Origin of the sequence: Mesorhizobium sp. Z1-4 (assembly GCF_004000235.1) — a bacterium.
In the GTDB taxonomy this organism is placed as follows: Bacteria; Pseudomonadota; Alphaproteobacteria; order Rhizobiales; family Rhizobiaceae; genus RCIO01.
Genome location: NZ_RCIO01000003.1, coordinates 467,892 through 487,839, shown reverse-complemented (window position 1 = coordinate 487,839; position 19,948 = coordinate 467,892). Strand labels below are relative to the sequence as shown.

Genomic DNA, 19,948 nt, shown 5'->3' with positions numbered 1-19,948 from the left:
TGTAGCGGATGAAATTCCGAAACGACAAGCGCAACCCACCGCCTCCGGGCACCCCGCTTACATCCGCTTTGATCGCCTGCGAGCGACATCGGCATGTCGATTCTCTCGCCCTTTTGGTCGCCGCTCACCTAACCGCCTCATCTTGCCGGGTCCAATATGTACGGAACGGCGTCTGTATTGGGGGACCGAATGACCGAAGCGAGCCTTCCGCAAGAAGCAGCACCCGAACGCGGCCGCCGCGGCGGCAGGGCCGGGAAACGCGCCGCGGATACGGCGAGCTTCGTTCAACCGCCCTTCCGCCGGCTCAAAATACCGTTTCAGCCGACGAACCTGGTGTCGGACGACGAACTGGAATCGATTCACCTCGCCTCGCTGCGTGTGCTTAAGGAAATCGGCATGGACGTGCTTCATGACGAAGCACGCAGGCTGATGAAAGAGCATGGCGCCGACGTAACCGAGGGATCTGAAAAAGTCCGCTTCGATCCGGAGATGATCCTTGATCTTGTGGCGCAGTGCCCGGCGGAATTCACACTGCACGCCCGTAACCCCGCCCACGACGTTCGTTTCGGCGGCAACAACCTCATCATCTCGCAGATGGGTTCCGCGCCCAACTCCTCCGACCTCGACCGCGGCCGGCGGCCCGGCAACCAGGAGGACTATCGCAATTTCATCAGGCTCGCGCAGACCCACAACATCATCAATGTCACGGGGGGGTATCCCGTCGAGCCGACCGACATCCACCCTTCGGTCCGCCACCTCGAATGCATTCGCGATCTGGTCACGCTGACCGACAAGCCGTTCCACGCCTATTCGCTGGGCAAAGAGCGCAACACGGACGGCATCGAGATGGCGCGCATCGCGCGCGGCATCTCGCGCGAGCAGCTGGAGCGCGAGCCGTCGCTCTACACGATCATCAACACCAATTCGCCGCTGAAGCTCGACATCCCGATGATGGAAGGCATCATCCAGATGGCGTCAGCAGGGCAGATCGTGATCGTGACGCCGTTCACGCTCGCAGGCGCGATGGCACCTGTCACCATGGCAGGCGCTCTCGTCGAACAGAATGCGGAAGCGCTGGTCGGCCTCGCCTTTGCGCAAATGGTGAAAAAGGGCGCACCCGTCGTCTATGGCGGCTTCACCTCCAATGTCGACATGAAGTCCGGCGCGCCTGCCTTCGGCACCCCCGAATACATGAAGGCGCAGATGGTCGGCGGCCAGCTCGCGCGGCGCTATGGTGTGCCCTACCGCACCTCCAACACTTGCGCCGCCAACACGGTCGACGCCCAGGCCGCCTATGAAAGCGTCTTCTCGCTGTGGGGCGCGATACAGGGCGGCGGCAATTTCCTCATGCACGGTGCCGGCTGGCTGGAAGGCGGACTGCGCTGCTCCTACGAGAAGATGATCCTCGACTTCGACCTCCTGCAGATGGTTGCCGAGTTCCTCGCCCCGCTCGAAATGTCCGAGGATGCGCTGGCGGTCGATGCCATCCGCGACGTCGGCCCCGGCGGACATTTCTTCGGCACGGAGCATACGCAGCAGCGCTACAAGACGGCCTTTTATGCGCCCATCCTGTCGGACTGGCGAAATTTCGAATCCTGGATGAACGCAGGCGCCCCCACGGTGATGGAAAACGCCAACCGCATCTGGAAGGAGCGGCTGGCAGCCTACGAAAAGCCGCCGATCGACCCGGCGATCGAAGAGGAACTCAACGAGTTCGTGGCAAGGCGCATCGCCGAAGGCGGCGCTCCCACGGATTTCTGAACCGCTGACGGCCTGACCGTTCAGTCTGAATCAAATTACGAAGCTTCGGAAGCATTGCCATGAAATCCCACACAAAAGCGGTTGTCATCGGCGGCGGTGTCGTCGGTTGTTCGGTGCTCTACCATCTGGCGAAGGCCGGCTGGACGGACGTGATGCTGATCGAGCGATCCGAGCTCACCTCCGGCTCGACATGGCACGCCGCGGGTGGCTTCCACACGTTGAACGGCGATCCGAACGTCGCCAAGCTGCAGGCCTACACGATCGGGCTTTATGACGAGCTAGAAGAGCTCACAGGCCAGTCCTGCTCGCTGCATCTGGTTGGCGGCTTCCAGATGGCCGACACGCCCGAGCGCATGGACTTCCTGCGCCTCGTCCACGCCAAGTGCCGCTATCTTGGCATGGAAACCGAACTCGTCACGCCGTCGGAGGCCAAGGCGATGTTTCCGATCATGGACGAAACCAAATTCGTCGGTGCCCTGTGGGACCCGATCGAGGGCCATCTCGACCCTTCCGGCACCACGCATGCCTACGCGAAGGCCGCACGGAAGCTTGGCGCCGAGATCGTGTTGCGCAACCCGGTCAAGGAACTCACGCAGGACCCGGACGGCACCTGGAACGTGGTTACCGAACAGGGAACGGTGCGCGCCGAGCATGTCGTCAACTGCGGCGGCCTGTGGGCCCGCGAGATCGGCCGCATGGTCGGCCTCGAACTGCCGGTGCTTGCAATGGAGCACATGTATCTTCTGACGGAAGATATGCCGGAGGTGATCGAGTACAACCAGTCGTCCGGACGCGAACTCTGCCATGTCATCGACTTCAAAGGCGAGATCTACACCCGGCAGGAACGCCAGGGCATGCTGCTCGGCACCTACGAAAAGGCCTGCGTGCCATGGTCGCCGGTAAACACGCCGTGGGACTTCGGCCACGAATTGCTGCAGCCCGATATCGACCGCATCGCACCGTCGCTTGAAGTCGGCTTCCGCCACTTCCCGCCGATCGAGCGCGCCGGCATCAAGCAGATCATCAACGGCCCCTTCACCTTCGCACCCGACGGCAACCCGCTCGTCGGCCCGGTGCAAGGTCTGACCAACTTCTGGTCTGCGTGCGCCGTCATGGCCGGCTTCAGCCAGGGTGGCGGTGTCGGCCTTGCCCTGTCGAACTGGATGGTCAACGGCGATCCGGGCTTCGATGTCTGGGGCATGGATGTGAGCCGCTTCGGCGAGTGGGCAAGCTTGCGCTACACCAACGCCAAGGTGCGCGAAAACTACTCGCGCCGCTTCTCGATCCGCTTCCCGAACGAGGAATTGCCCGCCGCAAGGCCGGCACAGACCACACCGCTCTACGACACGATGGTCGCGCAAAACGCCGTGATGGGTGACTCATGGGGCCTTGAAACGCCGCTCTGGTTCGCGCCGAAGGGAACGGAAGCCAAGGACATCGTCTCCTTCCACCGCTCGAACGATTTCGAGCATGTCGGCAACGAAGTGCGGGCGGTGCGCGAGCGCGTCGGCGTCACCGAGATCGCCAACTTCGCCAAATACGAGGTCACAGGCCCTGGTGCGGAAGATTTCCTCAACCGGCTGATGACCAACCGCATGCCGAAGACCGGGCGCATCGTGCTGACCCCGATGCTCAACGAAACCGGCAAGCTGATCGGCGATTTCACCATCGCCAAGGCGGGTGACGAGCGCTTCATGGTGTTCGGTTCGTCGGCTGCCCAGCGATATCACATGCGCTGGTTCGAACAGCACAGGCCGGCGGACGGCTCCGTTTCGATCCACCGTTTCGACCAGACGCTGGTCGGTCTCTCCATCGCCGGCCCGAAAAGCCGTGACGTGCTGCAAAAGCTGGTCGACGAGGATGTGTCCTCCGCTGCCTTCCGCTTTATGGATTTCCGCGAGATGGCCGTTGGCGGCGCACCCTGCATGGTCAACCGCCTAACCTATACCGGCGACCTTGGCTACGAAATCTGGATGCCGCCTGCTTACGAGCGCAAGGTTTACGCCGCGATCAAGGAAGCTGGCGAGGAATTCGGCATCGCCGATTTCGGCATGCGCGCGCTGCTGTCGATGCGGCTTGAAAAGAACTTCCCCACCTGGTTCCGCGAGCTGCGGCCGATCTACGGGCCTTTCGAAGGTTCGATGGACCGCTTCATCAAGATGGAGAAGAACGACTTCATCGGCCGTGAGGCTGCCGCGAAGGAACTTGCTGACGGCCCGAAGCTGCGCCGCGTTTCGATGATCATCGACGCGATCGACGCCGATGTGATGGGCGACGAGCCGATCTGGGCCAAGGTGAACGGCAAGGATTTCGGTACCGTGGAAGACCCGCACGGCCACGGGCCAAGCAGGTACGATGCCGACGGCAATGTGGCGGAAGGCTCGGCGGCCGACTTCGGCGCTGCCTCGGTGCGCGGCATCCACGATGGCGAGTGGAGCGTCGTCGGCTGGGTGACATCCGGCGGCTACGCCCACTTTGTCGAGAAATCGATGGCCCAGTGTTACGTGCCGGCGGAGCTTGCCGAGGACGAAAGCGAAGGCCTGTTCGAGATCGAAATCCTGGGCCACCGTTGTGCGGCGCGTATCAACGTCGAGCCGCCCTTCGATCCCAAAGGCGAGAAGATGCGGGCGTGATCAGCCAAGGCGGCAGGGTTTCAGCCAGGCGGCTCGATGCGGAAGATGATGTCACCTTCCTGAGCGCCGAACAGCTTGATCGTGCCGAACTGCGGCGTCTGGCTGTCGCCCCGGTCCTGGATGACCTTGCCTTTCAGGAAGTGCGAGAGCTGATTGCCAGTGAGCAACCCGTTGTCGCCGCCTGCCTGCAGGCTGCCATCGAGGGCAGCGACGAAATAGCTAGCAAAGACGCTGCGATCGGGCACCAGCTGGTCCGCCGAACCAGAAGTGATGACACGGCGCACCTTGCCGGTTTGAAGGAAGGTTTCCCACTTGTCCGGCGCCTCCCCGCCCCTCAGCGTCTCGATGAGCTGACCCGAAAAGCAGCTGTCGAAGACCCAGAGCACATGCTTGGCGTTGATCAGCAGCGAGTATTTGCTGATCTGGTCCATCGACAGCGCGGTACGGAAAAAGCCGCTCGGATCCTTGTTGGGGTCCGGCGCATCGACCGGCACCACCCAGCCGGTTCTGAGCGGCGGAACGCCAAGCGTGTAGCCATGCCCGGCATAATAGACGACGAGCCGCGCGTTTTCGTCCGAGCCGTTTTTCGCCGCGAACTCGGCCAATGCTGTCTCAAGGTCCTCCTTGGTCGGGTCCATCACTGTGGTGACTTCGAAACCATGCCTTTCGGCGAGCACCTTGCCGACCGCCGCGACGTCCTTCTCGACCCCCGGCAGGTCAAACCAGGTCGCATTGGCCTGATAGTGGCTGGCGCCGATCAGAAGCGCATGGCTCGTTGTGTAGGTCGGAACGAGGCTGCCGTCGGCTTGCGGCACGATCACATGCGCAGCGCGCAGGTCGGCAGTCTCGGCGGAGATGGTGCCGCGATCCTCCTCCGGGAAGAAATAGAACGGACGCGGCAGAAAACCCATCAGGCGCGGCCAGGTGCGTCCCTCGGTTTCGTTGCGAACGTCGGCGGCGATGCCGCGATAGAAGTCGCTGAGCTCGAGACCCGGCTTGCGCAGCTCTTTGACGATCGCACGTGCAAACGGGCTGTTGTGCTCGTCGTCCCCAGCGTCAGTTACATCGGGACGAAACGAGAAAATAAGCGCCGTGCGACTGACCGTCTTGGCGCTCAAATCGAATTCGAGGAAGGACGCGCTGCGGCTTCTGGAAGGCGCCTGGCCGACATCCAGAAGAAGCACACTCGCGCCCCTGTCGGTCTGATGCGCATTGAGCGCCTCGAACAGCTCGCGAAAGCTTGGGTAGATGAAAGGCGGATAGTCTTCGTCGTAATCGACCGGCAGAAAGCGCTGCTCAGCCCCATCCGCCTTGGCATGGCCGGAAAAATAGAACACGCAGTCGCTGCAAGCCTGCTGCGCCATGGTGCGCTTGACGTCGAGCCACACGACCGAGAGCTCGCTCTCGTCCAGCTCGTAAGCGTCACGAACCTCATAACCGGCAAGCCGCAGCGCCTCAGCAACAGTTCGCGCATCATTGACCGCATGCGCCACGCTCGGCAATTGCTGATAAGTCGCGTTGCCGACGACCCAGGCGATCCGGTCGGTGTCGGCGGCACGCGCCGTACCGCCGGCGACAATCGCCATTATGGCGAAGCACATAAGCGAAATCGCGCGCTGCATCTTACCTCCGGTTTGGTCTCACCGTGGCCGCGCCGCAATTCTACTCTCAGTCGGCAAGTGACGCAAAAACGTTCGGTCGCATTGACCTCGGCATCGCACGCACGAAACCAATGCGCCTTGCGCGTTCCCTGCATTGGATAGCCAACGTAAAATACGGGAGGAATGCATGACGACCACTGAGCCGGCTGCGAGGTTCGGAAAACACCGCAAAATCATGCCGTTTCTTCCCGGCACCGCAGGGCCCGACGAGATCGAGCTGACACGGTTTTCAAGATCGAAGGCCGCGTCGCTCAACCAGCACCTTCTGGGCTATGGTGCGCTCGCGGAAAGCGAATGGGCGGCGGCTGGCCTGCCTGCTCCCGATCTGCCGGCGATGCGCCAGCGCAGGCTTGCCCGCATCCGATCCGAACTGGCGCGACGCGACCTGGCCGGCATTCTTCTCTACGACCCCCTCAACATCCGTTACGCGGCGGACCACACCAACATGCAGCTTTGGACCGCGCACGACGCGAGCCGCTATCTGTTTGTCGCAACGAACGGCCCGGTCGTGCTGTTCGAGTTCCAGAATTGCTTTCACCTGTCCGACCACACCGGCATCGTGGACGAGGTGCGCCCTGCCCGCAGCTGGATCTACATGTTCGCTGCCGAACGCATCGATGACGCGATAGGCCCATGGGCGGCCGAGATCGCCGATCTGGTGCAGACACATGGCGGCGGCAACCGGCGCATCGCGGTCGATCATCTCGACGCCGAGGGTGTTGCCGGCCTCACCGCCGCCGGTCTCCAGATTCACAATGGCGAATCCGTCATGGAGCTCGCCCGCGTCATCAAAGGCCCCGACGAGCTGAAATGCATGCGCCGCGCCATCCATGCCTGCGAACAGGCGATGCACGAGATGGAAAGCGCCATGCGGCCGGGCATGAGCGAAAACGACCTCTGGGCGCTGCTCCACAAAGGTAACATCATCCGCGGCGGCGAGTGGATCGAGACGCGTCTTCTGGCGTCGGGCCCGCGCACCAACCCCTGGTTCCAAGAGTGCTCGGCGCGCGTGATCGAGGATGGCGATATCGTCTCCTTCGATACCGACCTCATCGGGCCTTATGGCTATTGCTGCGATATCTCGCGTACCTGGCTCGCGGGCGACGGCCAGCCGACCAACGAACAGCGCGACCTTTATCAGCTCGCTGCCGAACAGGTGGCCCACAACATGACGCTGCTGAAGCCGGGCGTGACACTGCACGAGCTCTCGCATTCGTGCCTGCTTGCGCCGCCCGACTGTCTGCCCAACCGCTACGGCGTGCTGATGCATGGCGTCGGCCTGTGCGATGAATACCCCTCCGTCTTCCACCCGCAGGAACTCACACCCGAAACCTTCGATGCGGTGCTCGAACCCGGCATGGTGATCTGCGTGGAGAGCTATATCGGCCGTCTTGGCGGTCATGAGGGCGTGAAGCTCGAAGAGCAGGTTCTCATCACCGAAACCGGATATGAGAAAATGTCGAACTATCCGCTCGACGCGCGCCTCGGCGGTTAGGCCCTAACCATCGACGATGATGCCGGCGCTGCGCAAAGCGCTGCGCATGGCCGCCACGGTGGCTTGCGGAACCGTCCGCGCGCAGATGTAGGGCAGCCCCCGGCGGCGTGCCGTCCAGCCAATCACGGACACCTTCGACGCATTGTCGTCGAAGCGTCGCGCAAGCTGCCACGACCGGCAGTCGATGGTGCAGATATCGGCCTCGCCGCTCGCCACCGCGGCGATCGACGCGCGATGCGCGCCGGTCTGGAGCCGCTCGGAAAAGACGCTGAGGTTTTCACCGGCAGTTTCCAAATCGCGGGTAAGCGCGATGATGCCCGACATGGAATCCGGTCCGTTGAAGGCAAAGCGTGCACCGCGCATTGCTTCGAGCGGCAGCGATGCCGCGCCGTCTGCCGGGGCTGCGACGTCGACACTGCCGCGGCGCGCCAGAATGGCGCTTGAATAGAATGCGCCTTTGCCGCCCTCGCAGTCGGAATAGTCCGGCTGGCCGATGAGCTGTACGTCGTCGCGAAGTCCATGCTCCATCGGCCCCCAACAGGTCTGGGCAAATAGCAGTGCCGGATGCCGCCACATTGCGTGAGCGTCGAGGTCGTCCGGCGGCAGTGAGGCCGGATCAGGCGAAACAACGGCGCCGCTGGCGTCCCTGATTCCACCGGGCACTGCCGGCAACTCTGCATTGTGCCGCGTAAGCCTGTCCGGCGCGTCCACACCCGCGGCATTGAGAGCATCGCGAATTGCCGCCCATTGCGCGTCGGTGTCGGCCCGAACCTCGGGCCAGTCATACATGGTGAGAGCAGCGAATTCGTTCATGAAATCTGGTTAGCGCCGGTTGGCGTGGCGCGCCAGTGCCGGCCGTCAATCGTCGGACGGTTTCGCCGGCGCTGGTGCGGTGCCAAGGCCGTGAATGTTCTGTGAGCGCACGCGCGGACGAAACGCCCGGCCGGGCTCAGCCTCGCGCCGCAGCACCGGGTGCGCGACTGTTTGCTTCGGCCGGAAGGCGAAGTCGCGCACCAATGAAAGATAGTTCGCGTAATAATAACCGTCATTGGCCTTCAGCCACTCCTCACGCCGTTCGCGGAAGAGCTTCGGCAGCGTGTACCAGGGGGCCGTGGGCAGCTTGTGATGCACATAGTGCAGATTGTTGTTCAGGAAGAGCAGCGCCAGCGGCGTGTGCTCCACGATCAGCGTGCGCCCGTCCGGCCGTTCCGACCAGCGATGCTCGGCATAAGTGCGGATCGAGATCAGGGACTGCCCGAGATAAACCGGAATCAGGTAAGCCCAGAGCGGCATGTCGAACGCGAAGAGCACGATCGGGATGACGATGGCCAACCCTGCGGCATGGTGCAGCCATGCACGCCAGACTGCACGGTCGCCCGCGGCCAGCAGCTTGAAATCGGCGGCTACGAACCCGGCATTCGACAAAAGCGGCCCGAGGAAGAAGCGCCCCACCATCGTGTTGTTGACAACGAGCAGCCGCTGCAGCCAGCCCGGCATTGCCTGATATTGCCAAAGCGCCTTGTAGTAGCTCTCCGGGTCGTCGAACGGGTCGGTCAGCCGTTCATCCGCGTGGTGGCGCAGGTGGATCGACTTGAAGCGGCGATAGGGCCAGACCAGCCCGATCGGCAAGCCGACAAGAAATTCGTTGATTAGCGCATTGCGGGTGGGATGGCCGTGCGAGGCTTCGTGCATCAGCGACGATTGCAGGCCGACAATCAGCGTGAGGATCGCAAGGGTGGTGATCGGCAGCGAATGCCACAGTACGAACCCGGCCCCGAACCAGGTCAGGTAGCAGCCGGCAATCAGGGCCAGCGTCGGCCATTCGATGCGGACAACCCGGTCCGCACGCCCCTTTGCTTGCGCGCTCATACGACTCCTTTTCAGAGGTGTGGCGCGCGACTCGCGCGCCCTGTACTGACATCCCCTGACACTGAGATGTCAGCAGCAGCCCGGCCCGACAACGCGACAATGCACAGAATCTGTTGATTTTGCGACGCAAGTGCGGCAGTTGTTTTACAATGTAAACATTCGAGGCAGCCGGAAACGCCAAAATGGACAAACGCGACCTCTCGACCCTGTTTCGCGAGCGGCTCCGCGCCCTGCTTGCGCGCTCTGGCGACAATCAATCTGCCTTCGCGTCGGCGGTCGGCATCGACCGCTCGGCGCTTTCCCAGCTTCTGTCGGGCACCTCGACGCGGCTGCCCCGCGCCGAGACGCTTCTGAATATCGCCAGCGAATACAAGGTCTCACTCGACTGGCTTCTGGGGCTCAGCCAGGACGAGGGTGTCACGGGCGAAATCCGCGCCAGCCTGGAGATCGAGGAAGGCTCCGGCGACATCGAGCGTACACTCCTGGCCCGCTGGCACGCGGAAGCTGTCGGCACGAAGATCCGTTACGTTCCGGCGGGCTTTCCGGATCTGCTGCGCACGCCCGAGCTGATCGACTACGAGGCAGGCATCACCAACCGCAGCCCCGAGGCACAGACCAAAGAAGCCAAATACCGGCTGGAATATAACCGCATGCCCGAGACCGACATGGAGGTCTGTATGCCGGTCCACATGATGGAGATTTTCGCACAGGGAAACGGTATCTGGTCAGGCCTGCCGGCGGCTGCGCGCCAGCGCCAGCTTGTGCATATGGCGCATCTGCTCGACGACCTCTACCCTACTTTCCGGCTCTACCTCTATGACGGCCGGCAACGCTATTCGATCCCCTACACGATCTTCGGACTGCAGCGCGCAGCGATCTATGTCGGCGACATCTACCTCGTGCTCAACGCGACAGAACCCGTGCGCACGCTGACCCGTCATTTCGACAATCTGATACGCGGCGCGGTGGTGAACGCCCATGAGGCAGCGGATCATGCCCGCGCATTGGCGCGGTCGGTTTAGGGCTTCTCACGCCGACAATTCCCAGCCTCAAGCGCATTGACAGATATAAAGACTTCTTTATATCGTTATCCGATCCAAGCTTGAGAGTTCGCATGATGCACAATCCGATCGACGCGCTTCTGGAGAAGAAGGGTGTTCTCCTCGCTGATGGCGCCACCGGCACCAATCTATTCGCCATGGGGCTGGAATCCGGCGAAGCGCCCGAATTGTGGAACGAGAGCGCACCGGAAAAGGTAACCTCGCTGCATCAGGGTTTTGTCGACGCGGGATCGGATATCATCCTTACCAACTCATTCGGTGGCACCCGCCACCGGCTAAAGCTGCATCATGCGCAAGACCGCGTCTTCGAGCTCAACAAAAAGGCGGCCGAAATCGCCTGCGCGGTTGTCGCCGCCACCGACCGCGAGGTGATCGTCGCGGGTTCGGTGGGCCCGACGGGTGAACTTCTGGTGCCGCTCGGCGCCCTCACCTTCGAGGAAGCCGTCGAGGCATTCGCCGAGCAGATCGAAGGCTTGAAGGCCGGTGGCGCGGAAGTTGCCTGGATCGAGACCATGTCGTCGCCCGACGAGATCAAGGCCGCCGCACAGGCCGCCATACAGGTCGGTATGCCATACACGTTCACAGCGTCCTTCGACACTGCCGGGCGCACCATGATGGGGCTGCACCCGAAAGACATCCATGGGGTCACAGCCGGCTTCGACGACGCACCGGTTGCGGTCGGAGCGAACTGCGGCGTCGGTGCATCCGATATACTGGCCTCGTTGATCGACATGAGCGCCGCCAATGCGGACGCAACGATCATCGTGAAAGGCAATTGCGGTATCCCGGAGTTCCGCGGCACCGAAATCCACTATTCCGGCACCCCCGAACTTATGGCCGATTATGTGCGGCTCGCTATCGATTCCGGCGCCAAGATCATCGGCGGCTGCTGCGGTACGTCCTTCGAGCACCTGAAGGCGATGCGCGTCGCCCTCGACGAACATAGCCGCGCCACACGACCGTCCGTGGCCGACATCACCAGCCGCATCGGACCGATGCGCAACAAGCTGGCCGACGAAAGCGGAGCAGACAGCGCCGGCGCGCCGCGTCGCGAGCGCCGCCGCGCGCGCGGCTAGCGGGACCCGTCAGGCAGAATACCGCTGCCTCACTTATAGCGAGCGTTTGTCTCGATCGTCGCTGCTCAGCCACCCGCCGCGCGCGGGCTGTCACGTCGGCTTGAATGACCGTGAGTCGCGAATGCAGCATCGATCATCTGAACCACACGAGTTTGGCCGACATTCATAGGCGTCACCAGATGCGGCGCGGTTTCCTTCGGCCAGCATTTGGCCAAATCGCGTCCGAGATGATCGAACATCTCGTAGTCCGGGTAATCTTCTTCACGGATTTCGGAAATCAACGCGTTGAGAGCCGATTCAAGCGTCATGCGCCCGGCCTCCGAGCGCGCCAGCCTTTCTGCATCGGCAAACGACCCCGACCGGAACGACTTAAAGCGCTCCTTCCACTCCGCAATCGCTTCACGCTGACGAGCAAGGTTCATGTCATCGGGCTCCGACTCGCCCTCTCCATACCCACAACTAGTGCTTGTCGCTCTAGGTACAAGCTGAACGGGTTGAAGCGCTGGCGGCATCAAACTAGTCGCCATAGAATTCTGGAAAGAGGTTAAGAATCCCATACTTCCCGAATTCCGCGGATGCGTTCTCCAGGTGTTGTGGCGACCGTCCGCAATCTCGTCCGTATCTGCCGGAGTTGTTGTTGATTTCCCATCCAGCGGGATTCTTCGAGCTTGGTTCATAGATGATCTCTCCGCCAATTCGCGCTGGTCGACAGGCGACCAGCGACGGGTGACCCAGCTTCAAACGGGACTTTACGCCAATTGGATTTCGCAACAACGGGACTACCGGCCTGTTGTCCGGTGAACTTGGTGGCCAGGCTGATTCTTCGAGCGCATAGAATAGATCGCCATTTTGCGCCACGACCCAAAGCAAAGCCACCTGTCGCATGGTAGCGTACAGTGCGGCTCCCGGACGCAGGCTCAACTCTGTCAAACAACGAAGATCTTCATTCTGCCCATCCTGCAGACGGACAAGCGTATCCGGCGATTCAGTTTCCCAATCGTCCCAGCCATTCGGTCGATAGGATGTGGCCTTTGGCGAAAGAACCGGCCCAAACCTCTCATCGAGATTGTCCGGCATATCCCCTCGCCAACCGAATCACTCAAGAAGAGATTTATCATTTCAAATATTTGACCTCAATCAATCTTCCCGCGAAAATAAAATGTGGCCGGGAGAAAATAGACACTGAATATTGCACGTAAAAAGGCCGGCGGGACGAACCCGCCGGCCTGCCTCACCCGCCCAGTAAGCGGGAGCGCGGTGTCAGAGCCAGAGGAGCCCGCGCGCCCGCATCGTTGCCACTACCGCCTTTCGCCGAGCGCCGAGGCAAGGCGCACCATCGAAAGGAACTCCGCCCGATAGCCAAACGGGTCGGTCCCGCGGGCGGCAGTGGCAATTCGCATGATCTCGTCATAGCTGAGGCCGGCAGTGGCATCCGCCTTGCGCAGCTTCTGGCCGAAGGCAGCGACAGCGACCGAAAAACGCTGGTCTGTGCTGGCGCTGTCGAACGAGGCGATCTCGTTTTCCGCCGTCACCGGCGTGGTGATCAGCTTCGAGGTGTCGCCGTCCGGCGCCTTGTAGCGCAGCTTCAGGAACGCATATTCGCCATCCTGGGCGGTGCCTGCCGGCGCGGCGGGACGTTCCTCGCCATAGCGCAGATCATCGATCATTTCGGCCGGGCTGCCTTTCGGCGTGATCTCGTAAATCGCAGTCACCGAATGGCCGGAACCGATCTCGCCGGCATCCACGCGGTCATTGTTGAAGTCCTCGCGATTGAGCGCCCGCGTCTCGTAGCCGATCAGCCTGTATTCGGAGACCATCTGCGGGTTGAACTCGACCTGTATCTTCACGTCCTTGGCGATCGGGAAGAGGGTCGAACCCGCCTCCTCCACCAGCGTCTTTTCGGCTTCCGCCAGCGTATCGATATAGGCCGCAGTGCCGTTGCCGTTTTGGGCGATCGTCTGCATCATCTGATCGTTGAGGTTGCCGCGGCCGAAACCGAACACTGACAGAAACACGCCGCTCTCGCGCTTGTCTTCGATCAGCGCCTTCAGATCCTCGTCGCTGGTCTGGCCGACATTGAAATCACCGTCCGTCGCCAGCATCACGCGGTTGACGCCGCCTTCCACGAAGGACTGCTCGGCAAGCCGGTAAGCCTCGCGAATGCCCTCTTCGCCCGCGGTGCGCCCGCCAGCGTCGAGATTGTCGAGAGCGGCCAGTATCTTACTGCGTTCGCTTCCGCTGGTGGGTTCGAGCACGGTGCCGGCGCTTCCCGCATAGGTGACGATCGAAACCGTGTCATCGGCGCCCAGTTGGTTGACGAGCAGCCGGAAGGCCGATTTGAGCAGCGGCAGCTTGTCCGGCGCATTCATGGAGCCCGACGTGTCGATGAGGAACACCAGGTTCGATTGCGGCTTCTCGGCCGGCTGCACGTCATAGCCCTTGATGGCGACATGCATGAGCTTGGTGTGTTCGTTCCAGGGCGACGGCATAACCGTGACCGTGGTGTTGAACGGCGTCGAAGCGTCTTCCGGCCCGGCCCAGTCATAGGGGAAATAATTGATCATCTCCTCCACCCGCACATTGTCGGGCTGGGGCAGAAAACCTTCCTTCAGCGAACGCCGCACGAATGCGTAGGACGCGGTGTCGACATCGATGGAGAAGGTCGAGACCGGGCTTTCGAGTGCGGAGCGCACCGGGTTGGTCTCGAAACTCTGGAACCTGTCGCGGTTCTCTTCGAGTTCCGGCGCGGGCTCGGGTGCAGGCGGAAGAACCATCATCTTGGATTCGCCACCGGCGGGCGAGCGCAGCAGCCGTGACGGCTGCGCCGGTCGCGGGGAGGACGCGACTTGCCCGCTCAAATCCTGGACGGCTTCTTCCGCCTGTGTGAGCGTGTCGTAGAACGAGCGCTCGCGCTCTTCGGTCTGAGTTGCTGCAAGCTCCTGCGGTTGCTCGCTCTTGCCGGAAGCAGGCGCCGTGGTTTCCACAATCGGCTTTTCCGCTGCCACGTCGCGATCGATGCCGAATGTTCCATCGGACATGAGCTGCCAGGTCGCATAACCGGCAATCGGAAGCACCAGCAGCCCGGCAACCGCCGGCGTCGCACTCAGTTTCATTTGCATCATCGCGCTCCAAAGCTTGTTCATTCGACCGCTTTGACGATGCGCGTCGGCCGATCCTTGGGGTGCGGTGGAAAAATTTTGGTCGAACGCGCCAAGCGCGCTGCGCAGCGCTGCTTCCCGGGCCTCCGTGCGGGGCGCGGGAACGCCTGCGTTTCTCAGGATGTCGAATTCGTCTTTCTCAGACATGGTCATTCATCCCCGGCCGCTGCGAGATGCGCCTTCAGCCGTTTCTTTGCTTCATGGATGTGCCAGGAGACGGTCGGTTCGGCGACCGCCATCAGTTCCGCCGCCTCGGCGTGGCTGAGCCCTTCGCCGTAAACAAGCGTCACCGCCTCGCATTGTTTGTCGGGCAGCTGCCGCACCGCCGCCCACAGCGCTTCAGCCGGGTCTTCATCGGCAGCGCCAGCCTCGTTTTCAAGCAGCGCGAAGCTGCGATAGGCCTTCGCCTTGTCTGCCTCGCGCGAGCGGCCGCGCAGAAAATCGCGCGCCGCATTCGCCACGATGGCATAAAGCCAGGTGGTGAAGGCCGAGCCGCCCTGATAGCCGCGGATCGCCCTGCCGAGACGCGCACAGACCTCCTGTGCCAGATCTTCGGCGTCCTCGCGGCGGCCTGTGAAACGGAAAGCGACGCGATAGACAAAATCGTAGTGCCGTCCGACAAGTTCGCTGAACGCGCCCCTGTCGCCTTCGCTTGCCCGCGCCGCCAGTTCGCCGTCGGCGGGCTCTTTCGCTTGCAGCATCATCGCCGTCATTTGTCCCTTAGACGGTGCCTTGTGGGCAATCCTTGGGGTCGTGTGAAGATTTTTTCCAGGTGACTGAACGGAGCCCACCGCGCCGCACTTGCAGGAACGCACGAAAGCGCCGACATACGGGTGATGGCAAGACGGCGCTCCTCCTTAGGCTTTCTCGGCGTTTTCGGGCGCTCTTCCGACCTTCGGCAACTCGATGCTGCACTTCGCGCCGCCGACCTGCACCCGGCCACGGTGCCTGAGCCGGCAAAACTCACCATCGTCAATTTGATGAAAGATCATTTCGGCGAAACGGAACCGCCAGTGGAAGCCTACGGCCTGGTGGCGGCCTTCTTCGCCTACTGCCTGTCAGGTCCCGAAGCGTTCGAACGCGCGAACGGCCCTGAGGCCCGCAAGCTTATCGAAGAGCGCATGGAAACCGCATTGGCGGAGGGCGATGGACCAGACGCGCAGCTTGTGCTGCTTGCCGTCCACGCAAACCTCATCCACCCGGACGTGCTGTCGCGCTACGATATCGACGTCGAGGACTGAGTATCAGGCGCTGATCGGGCTGCGGCTGTCGGCAATGATCTTGCCGCCGATCGCAACGAAGCACACGCCAGCGGTGCGCTCGATCCAATGCCGTACGCGCCCGAAAGAGCGGACCACCGGCGCGGACGACATGCAAAGGCTGACGAAGGAGTACCAAACGAGCGAGCTCACAATCACGATGCCGACCATCAGCGCCATCAGCCAGCCGGGCGTTGCCGCATTCACTGACGTGGCGAACACGCTGGCGAAAAGCACGATTGCCTTCGGATTGGTCAGCGTGACGAGAAATCCGAACACCAGCGGATGCGGACCGCGCCGCCGTTCATCCTCGCCGATCTCGATCGCTTCCGGTTTGGACAGCACCAGGCGCACCCCGAGATAGATCAGATAGGCGCCGCCCAGTACGCGGACTGCCCAGGCAAGCCATTGAAACTCCGAGAGGATCGCCGACAGGCCAAGCATCGAGAGCGTGGCGTACATACCGAGCCCTGCCGATACGCCGAGCGTGGTGAACAGGCCGGCCGCCGTGCCCCGCGTCATCGACGAGCGTACCACGGCAACAAAATCCGGACCCGGCAGGATCAATGCGGGAATGAATACGGCGAAGATGCCAACGAGCACGACGATCGGTTCCATAGATTGAAGGAACCATGCTGGCGAAACGCTTGCAAGCGCCTAGAACGGCCCCGCGAAAGCGCGTTGCAGAAAGGCCTGAGTTTCGGGCCGGAAACGCCAGTTGGTACCGACCGGACAGGCATTGCGGCTGAAGCAGCCTTGTGTGCGGCAGTCGCCTCCCTGCCCGCCGCGAACATGCCCAAGGCACGCAGCGTGGTCGAAGCCGCTCAACGAATGAGCGTCCACCGGACAGGCATTCAGGCAAGGTTTTCCGATACATGCATCACAGGGGTGAATCGGTTTCTCAACCTGTTGATTCACCTTCTCAGGCAGCGGCGCGTCGAACAGAAGCGCTGCGCGATAGCTGTGCCATAGGCCATATTCGAGGTGGATCAGGACACCGATCGGCGAAGCCCTCAAACCTTCCGCCCGCATCGCCCATTGCTGGAACGGCGCATATGGCCGGTCGTTGGGCATGACAAGCCTCGCGCCGTAAGCATCGGAGAGCGCGCCGACAATCTCGCGCGTCCAGCTGTCGAGCGGGTTCTCGATCGACCCGCCCTGCTCCAAAATCCAGTCCTGGAAAGGTTGCCACCAGCCGTCACCGGCAGAACCGACCAGAACGATGGTTCCCGATAGCGCATCCTCTGAGCCGAGTTCGAAGCTTCCCCGCATCATGAGCCCGTGTGGCGCAAGCGCCGCCGAAAGCTCGTTCGCGGGGATAGCAGGCATTGCGCCTACCCTTCCGGCTTCCGGATCGCCGAGCGCCAGACTTCCTTGTGAATGATATCGGCCACTTTAGCCCGGCCTGTAACGGGCTCCCTTCATGTGAAGGCGTCGGGCATCGATTCCTTCTTCTTCGCGATGAAGTCCTGCAAGCCTTCTTCGATGCCGCGGTCGAGCCCTGGCGCCTCGTAGCTCGCGAGCCACTGTCGCGCGATCTCGTTGGCGCGCTGGCGCGCCGTCTTGCCACCTTCGGCCTGCCACTGCTCGAACGAATTGTTGTCGGCAATGTTGGAGCGGTAGAATGCTGTCTGGAAGTTGGCCTGCGTGTGGGCGCAGCCGAGATAATGGCTGCCGGGCCCGACTTCGCGAATGGCATCCAGCGCTTGTCCGTTCTCCGACAGATCAAGCGGCTCGGAAATCCGCTGCTGCATGCCGAGTTGGTCGATATCCATCATGAATTTCTCGAAGCATGAGACGAGCCCGCCCTCCAGCCAACCGGCCGAGTGCAGCACAAAGTTCGTGCCTGCAAGCAGCGTCGAGTTCAGCGTGTTGGCGCTCTCATATGCTGCCTGCGCGTCGGCAACCTTTGAGGCCGTCAGCGAACCGCCGGTACGGAACGGCAGCCCGAGGCGCCGCGCCAGCTGCCCTGCCCCGTAAGACACCAGCGAAGGTTCCGGCGTGCCGAAGGTCGGCGCACCCGACTGCATCGAGATCGAGGAAGCGAAAGTGCCGAACACAACCGGCGCTCCGGGCCGCACGAGCTGCGTGAAGGCGGCACCCGCAAGCACCTCGGCGAGCACCTGCGTCAGCGTGCCGGCAACTGTAACCGGGCTCATGGCGCCAGCCAGAATGAACGGCGTGATGATGGTTGCCTGATTGGCGCGCGCATATACCTTGGCGGCACCCAGCATCGTCTCGTCGAACACCATCGGCGAGTTGGCGTTGATCAGGTTGATGACGACCGTGTTTTCGTCAACGAACTGATCACCAAACAATATGCGGCACATCGCGACAGTGTCTTCAGCACGCTCGGGCGCGGTCACCGAGCCCATGAACGGCTTGTCGGAATAGCGCATATGCGAAAACACCATGTCGAGATGGCGTTTGTTGACCGGTATATCGACCGGTTCGCACACAGTGCCGCCCGAATGGTGGATCGACGGCGCCATGTAGGCGAGCTTCACGAAATTGCGGAAATCCTCGATGGTGGCGTAGCGCCGCTGATGGTCGAGGTCGCGCACGAAGGGCGGACCGTAAACCGGCGCGAATACGGTTGCATTACCGCCAATCTCGACGGAACGCTCGGGATTGCGTGCATGCTGGGTAAAGGTAGACGGCGCAGTCTTCAGCAGTTCGCGGCAAAGCCCTTTCGGGAAATGCACGCGCTCGCCCTGCACGTCCGCGCCTGCTTCCTTCCACAGCGCCAGCGCCTCGGCGTCATCGCGAAACTCGATGCCGATCTCCTCCAGCACCGTGTCGGCGTTCTTCTCGATAAGTGCGAGGCCTTCCTCGTCCAGCACTTCATAGGGCGGGCGGGCGCGCCGGATATAGGACAGTTGCACACGCTGGCCGCTGGTGCGTGCCGCCCTGCGGGCCGAAGCACCGCCACGTTCGCCGCGGCCGCGCCGCCCGGCGGCTGAGCCCGCTTCCTGCATCTGCACGAGTTCGTCTTCCATGGCCGTATCCCGGTGCCGCAACCGCCGCCTGGCGGCATTTCGGCGATCTTGTAACCGACAAAGATGGCCGAAACGGCCCGCAAGCGCCAGAAGGTGTCGCAAACCAGCCAAGCCCGCCCGGCAACGAATTATCACACTGGATCAGTCGCTTTCCTTTTGCGTCAAGTCGCAAATCGGCTATGGCAGGGCCAGCGGCGAAGACTATGAAGCTGTTGTGCTTTATGTTGCGGTGACCTGAAGTCAGAACCTCCGGGGAGTTGATATGTCCGACGACGAGATCATCCTGTCCGAACTGAACGACGAAGATCTCGTTCTGCAAATGCACGACGATCTCTATGACGGTCTCAAGGAAGAGATCGAAGAAGGGACCAATATCCTGCTTGGCCGCGGCTGGGTACCCTATGACGTGCTGACCAAAGCGCTCGTCGAGGGCATGCGCATCGTCGGCGAGGATTTCCGCGACGGCATCCTCTTCGTGCCGGAGGTGCTGCTCTCCGCCAACGCGATGAAGGCCGGAATGGCGATCCTGCGCCCGCTGCTCGCCGAAACCGGCGCTCCGAAGCAGGGCACGATGGTCATCGGCACCGTAAAAGGCGATATCCACGATATCGGCAAAAACCTCGTCGGCATGATGATGGAAGGCGCCGGCTTCGAAGTCATCGATCTGGGCATCAACAACCCGGTCGAGAACTATCTGGAAGCGATAGAGAAGCATAATCCCGACATTGTCGGCATGTCGGCGCTGCTCACCACCACCATGCCCTACATGAAGGTCGTTATCGACACGCTCAAGGAAAAGGGTATTCGCGAGGACCTGGTCGTTCTCGTCGGCGGCGCGCCGCTGAACGAGGAGTTCGGCAAGGCCGTCGGGGCCGACGCCTACTGCCGCGATGCTGCCGTAGCGGTCGAAACCGCCAAGGATTTCATGAAACGCAAGCACAACCAGGTGGCTTAGCGCCTACTGTTGCTGTAAGGC

At 62.1% G+C, this 19,948-nt stretch carries 17 protein-coding genes; 7 read left to right on the top strand and 10 right to left on the bottom strand.

Features of this window, described 5'->3' with window-relative positions; translation table 11 throughout:
* Positions 1-189: 189 nt before the first annotated feature.
* Both EP165_RS13760 and EP165_RS13755 read left to right on the top strand, forming a co-directional pair.
* Entirely contained in the window at positions 190-1,761 is a 1,572-nt protein-coding gene (locus tag EP165_RS13760; RefSeq protein WP_127523377.1) for a trimethylamine methyltransferase family protein, read from the top strand.
* Between the two features lie 59 nt (positions 1,762-1,820).
* Entirely contained in the window at positions 1,821-4,394 is a 2,574-nt protein-coding gene (locus EP165_RS13755) for a GcvT family protein (protein ID WP_127523376.1), read from the top strand.
* Between the two features lie 20 nt (positions 4,395-4,414).
* Here EP165_RS13755 and EP165_RS13750 read toward each other — a convergent pair whose 3' ends face one another.
* Entirely contained in the window at positions 4,415-6,016 is a 1,602-nt protein-coding gene (locus EP165_RS13750) for a caspase family protein (protein ID WP_127523375.1), read from the bottom strand.
* 166 nt (positions 6,017-6,182) lie between these two features.
* Here EP165_RS13750 and EP165_RS13745 point away from each other — a divergent pair, with 166 nt between their 5' ends.
* Positions 6,183-7,550, top strand: coding sequence for a M24 family metallopeptidase (locus tag EP165_RS13745; protein WP_127523374.1), 1,368 nt, complete (start codon positions 6,183-6,185; stop codon positions 7,548-7,550).
* A 3-nt stretch (positions 7,551-7,553) separates the two neighbouring features.
* Here the strand turns inward: EP165_RS13745 and EP165_RS13740 are convergent, their stop codons facing one another.
* A complete protein-coding gene (locus EP165_RS13740; RefSeq protein WP_127523373.1) occupies positions 7,554-8,363 on the bottom strand; it encodes a phosphate/phosphite/phosphonate ABC transporter substrate-binding protein in 810 nt (269 codons plus the stop codon).
* A gap of 45 nt (positions 8,364-8,408) precedes the next feature.
* Positions 8,409-9,419: a fatty acid desaturase gene (locus tag EP165_RS13735; RefSeq protein WP_127523372.1), complete on the bottom strand. Its 1,011-nt coding sequence runs from the start codon at positions 9,417-9,419 to the stop codon at positions 8,409-8,411.
* A gap of 182 nt (positions 9,420-9,601) precedes the next feature.
* Here EP165_RS13735 and EP165_RS13730 point away from each other — a divergent pair, with 182 nt between their 5' ends.
* Together EP165_RS13730 and bmt are read left to right on the top strand one after the other, a co-directional pair.
* Complete coding sequence (locus tag EP165_RS13730; RefSeq protein ID WP_127523371.1) at positions 9,602-10,441, top strand: helix-turn-helix domain-containing protein; 840 nt, start codon at positions 9,602-9,604, stop codon at positions 10,439-10,441.
* A 95-nt stretch (positions 10,442-10,536) separates the two neighbouring features.
* The gene (gene bmt, locus EP165_RS13725) at positions 10,537-11,556 is read left to right on the top strand and encodes a betaine--homocysteine S-methyltransferase (RefSeq protein ID WP_127523542.1); all 1,020 of its coding nucleotides are present in this window, start codon (positions 10,537-10,539) and stop codon (positions 11,554-11,556) included.
* A gap of 65 nt (positions 11,557-11,621) precedes the next feature.
* On the opposite strand, the gene EP165_RS13720 is transcribed toward bmt, so the two are convergent.
* The 4 genes from EP165_RS13720 to EP165_RS13705 all read right to left on the bottom strand — a co-directional run bounded on the left by EP165_RS13720 (position 11,622) and on the right by EP165_RS13705 (position 15,427).
* Positions 11,622-11,978: a hypothetical protein gene (locus EP165_RS13720; protein WP_127523370.1), complete on the bottom strand. Its 357-nt coding sequence runs from the start codon at positions 11,976-11,978 to the stop codon at positions 11,622-11,624.
* 94 nt (positions 11,979-12,072) lie between these two features.
* On the bottom strand, positions 12,073-12,633 hold the full coding sequence (locus tag EP165_RS13715) for a hypothetical protein (RefSeq protein WP_127523369.1): 561 nt from the start codon (positions 12,631-12,633) through the stop codon (positions 12,073-12,075).
* 221 nt (positions 12,634-12,854) lie between these two features.
* Complete coding sequence (locus EP165_RS13710; RefSeq protein WP_127523368.1) at positions 12,855-14,861, bottom strand: vWA domain-containing protein; 2,007 nt, start codon at positions 14,859-14,861, stop codon at positions 12,855-12,857.
* A gap of 2 nt (positions 14,862-14,863) precedes the next feature.
* Positions 14,864-15,427, bottom strand: coding sequence for an RNA polymerase sigma factor (locus EP165_RS13705; RefSeq protein ID WP_127523367.1), 564 nt, complete (start codon positions 15,425-15,427; stop codon positions 14,864-14,866).
* Positions 15,428-15,550: 123 nt separating this feature from the next.
* On the opposite strand from EP165_RS13705, the gene EP165_RS13700 reads away from it, so the two are divergent.
* Positions 15,551-15,955: a hypothetical protein gene (locus EP165_RS13700; RefSeq protein ID WP_127523366.1), complete on the top strand. Its 405-nt coding sequence runs from the start codon at positions 15,551-15,553 to the stop codon at positions 15,953-15,955.
* 3 nt (positions 15,956-15,958) lie between these two features.
* Here EP165_RS13700 and EP165_RS13695 read toward each other — a convergent pair whose 3' ends face one another.
* From EP165_RS13695 to EP165_RS13685, 3 genes are all read right to left on the bottom strand, one after another.
* Entirely contained in the window at positions 15,959-16,591 is a 633-nt protein-coding gene (locus tag EP165_RS13695) for a LysE family translocator (protein WP_127523365.1), read from the bottom strand.
* A gap of 39 nt (positions 16,592-16,630) precedes the next feature.
* The gene (locus EP165_RS13690) at positions 16,631-17,302 is read right to left on the bottom strand and encodes a 4Fe-4S dicluster domain-containing protein (protein WP_127523364.1); all 672 of its coding nucleotides are present in this window, start codon (positions 17,300-17,302) and stop codon (positions 16,631-16,633) included.
* A 92-nt stretch (positions 17,303-17,394) separates the two neighbouring features.
* The gene (locus EP165_RS13685) at positions 17,395-18,972 is read right to left on the bottom strand and encodes a trimethylamine methyltransferase family protein (RefSeq protein ID WP_127523363.1); all 1,578 of its coding nucleotides are present in this window, start codon (positions 18,970-18,972) and stop codon (positions 17,395-17,397) included.
* Between the two features lie 262 nt (positions 18,973-19,234).
* Here EP165_RS13685 and EP165_RS13680 point away from each other — a divergent pair, with 262 nt between their 5' ends.
* Positions 19,235-19,927 carry a corrinoid protein gene (locus tag EP165_RS13680; protein WP_127523362.1) on the top strand — a complete coding sequence of 231 codons (693 nt, stop codon included), beginning with the start codon at positions 19,235-19,237 and terminating at the stop codon, positions 19,925-19,927.
* Positions 19,928-19,948: the final 21 nt, after the last annotated feature.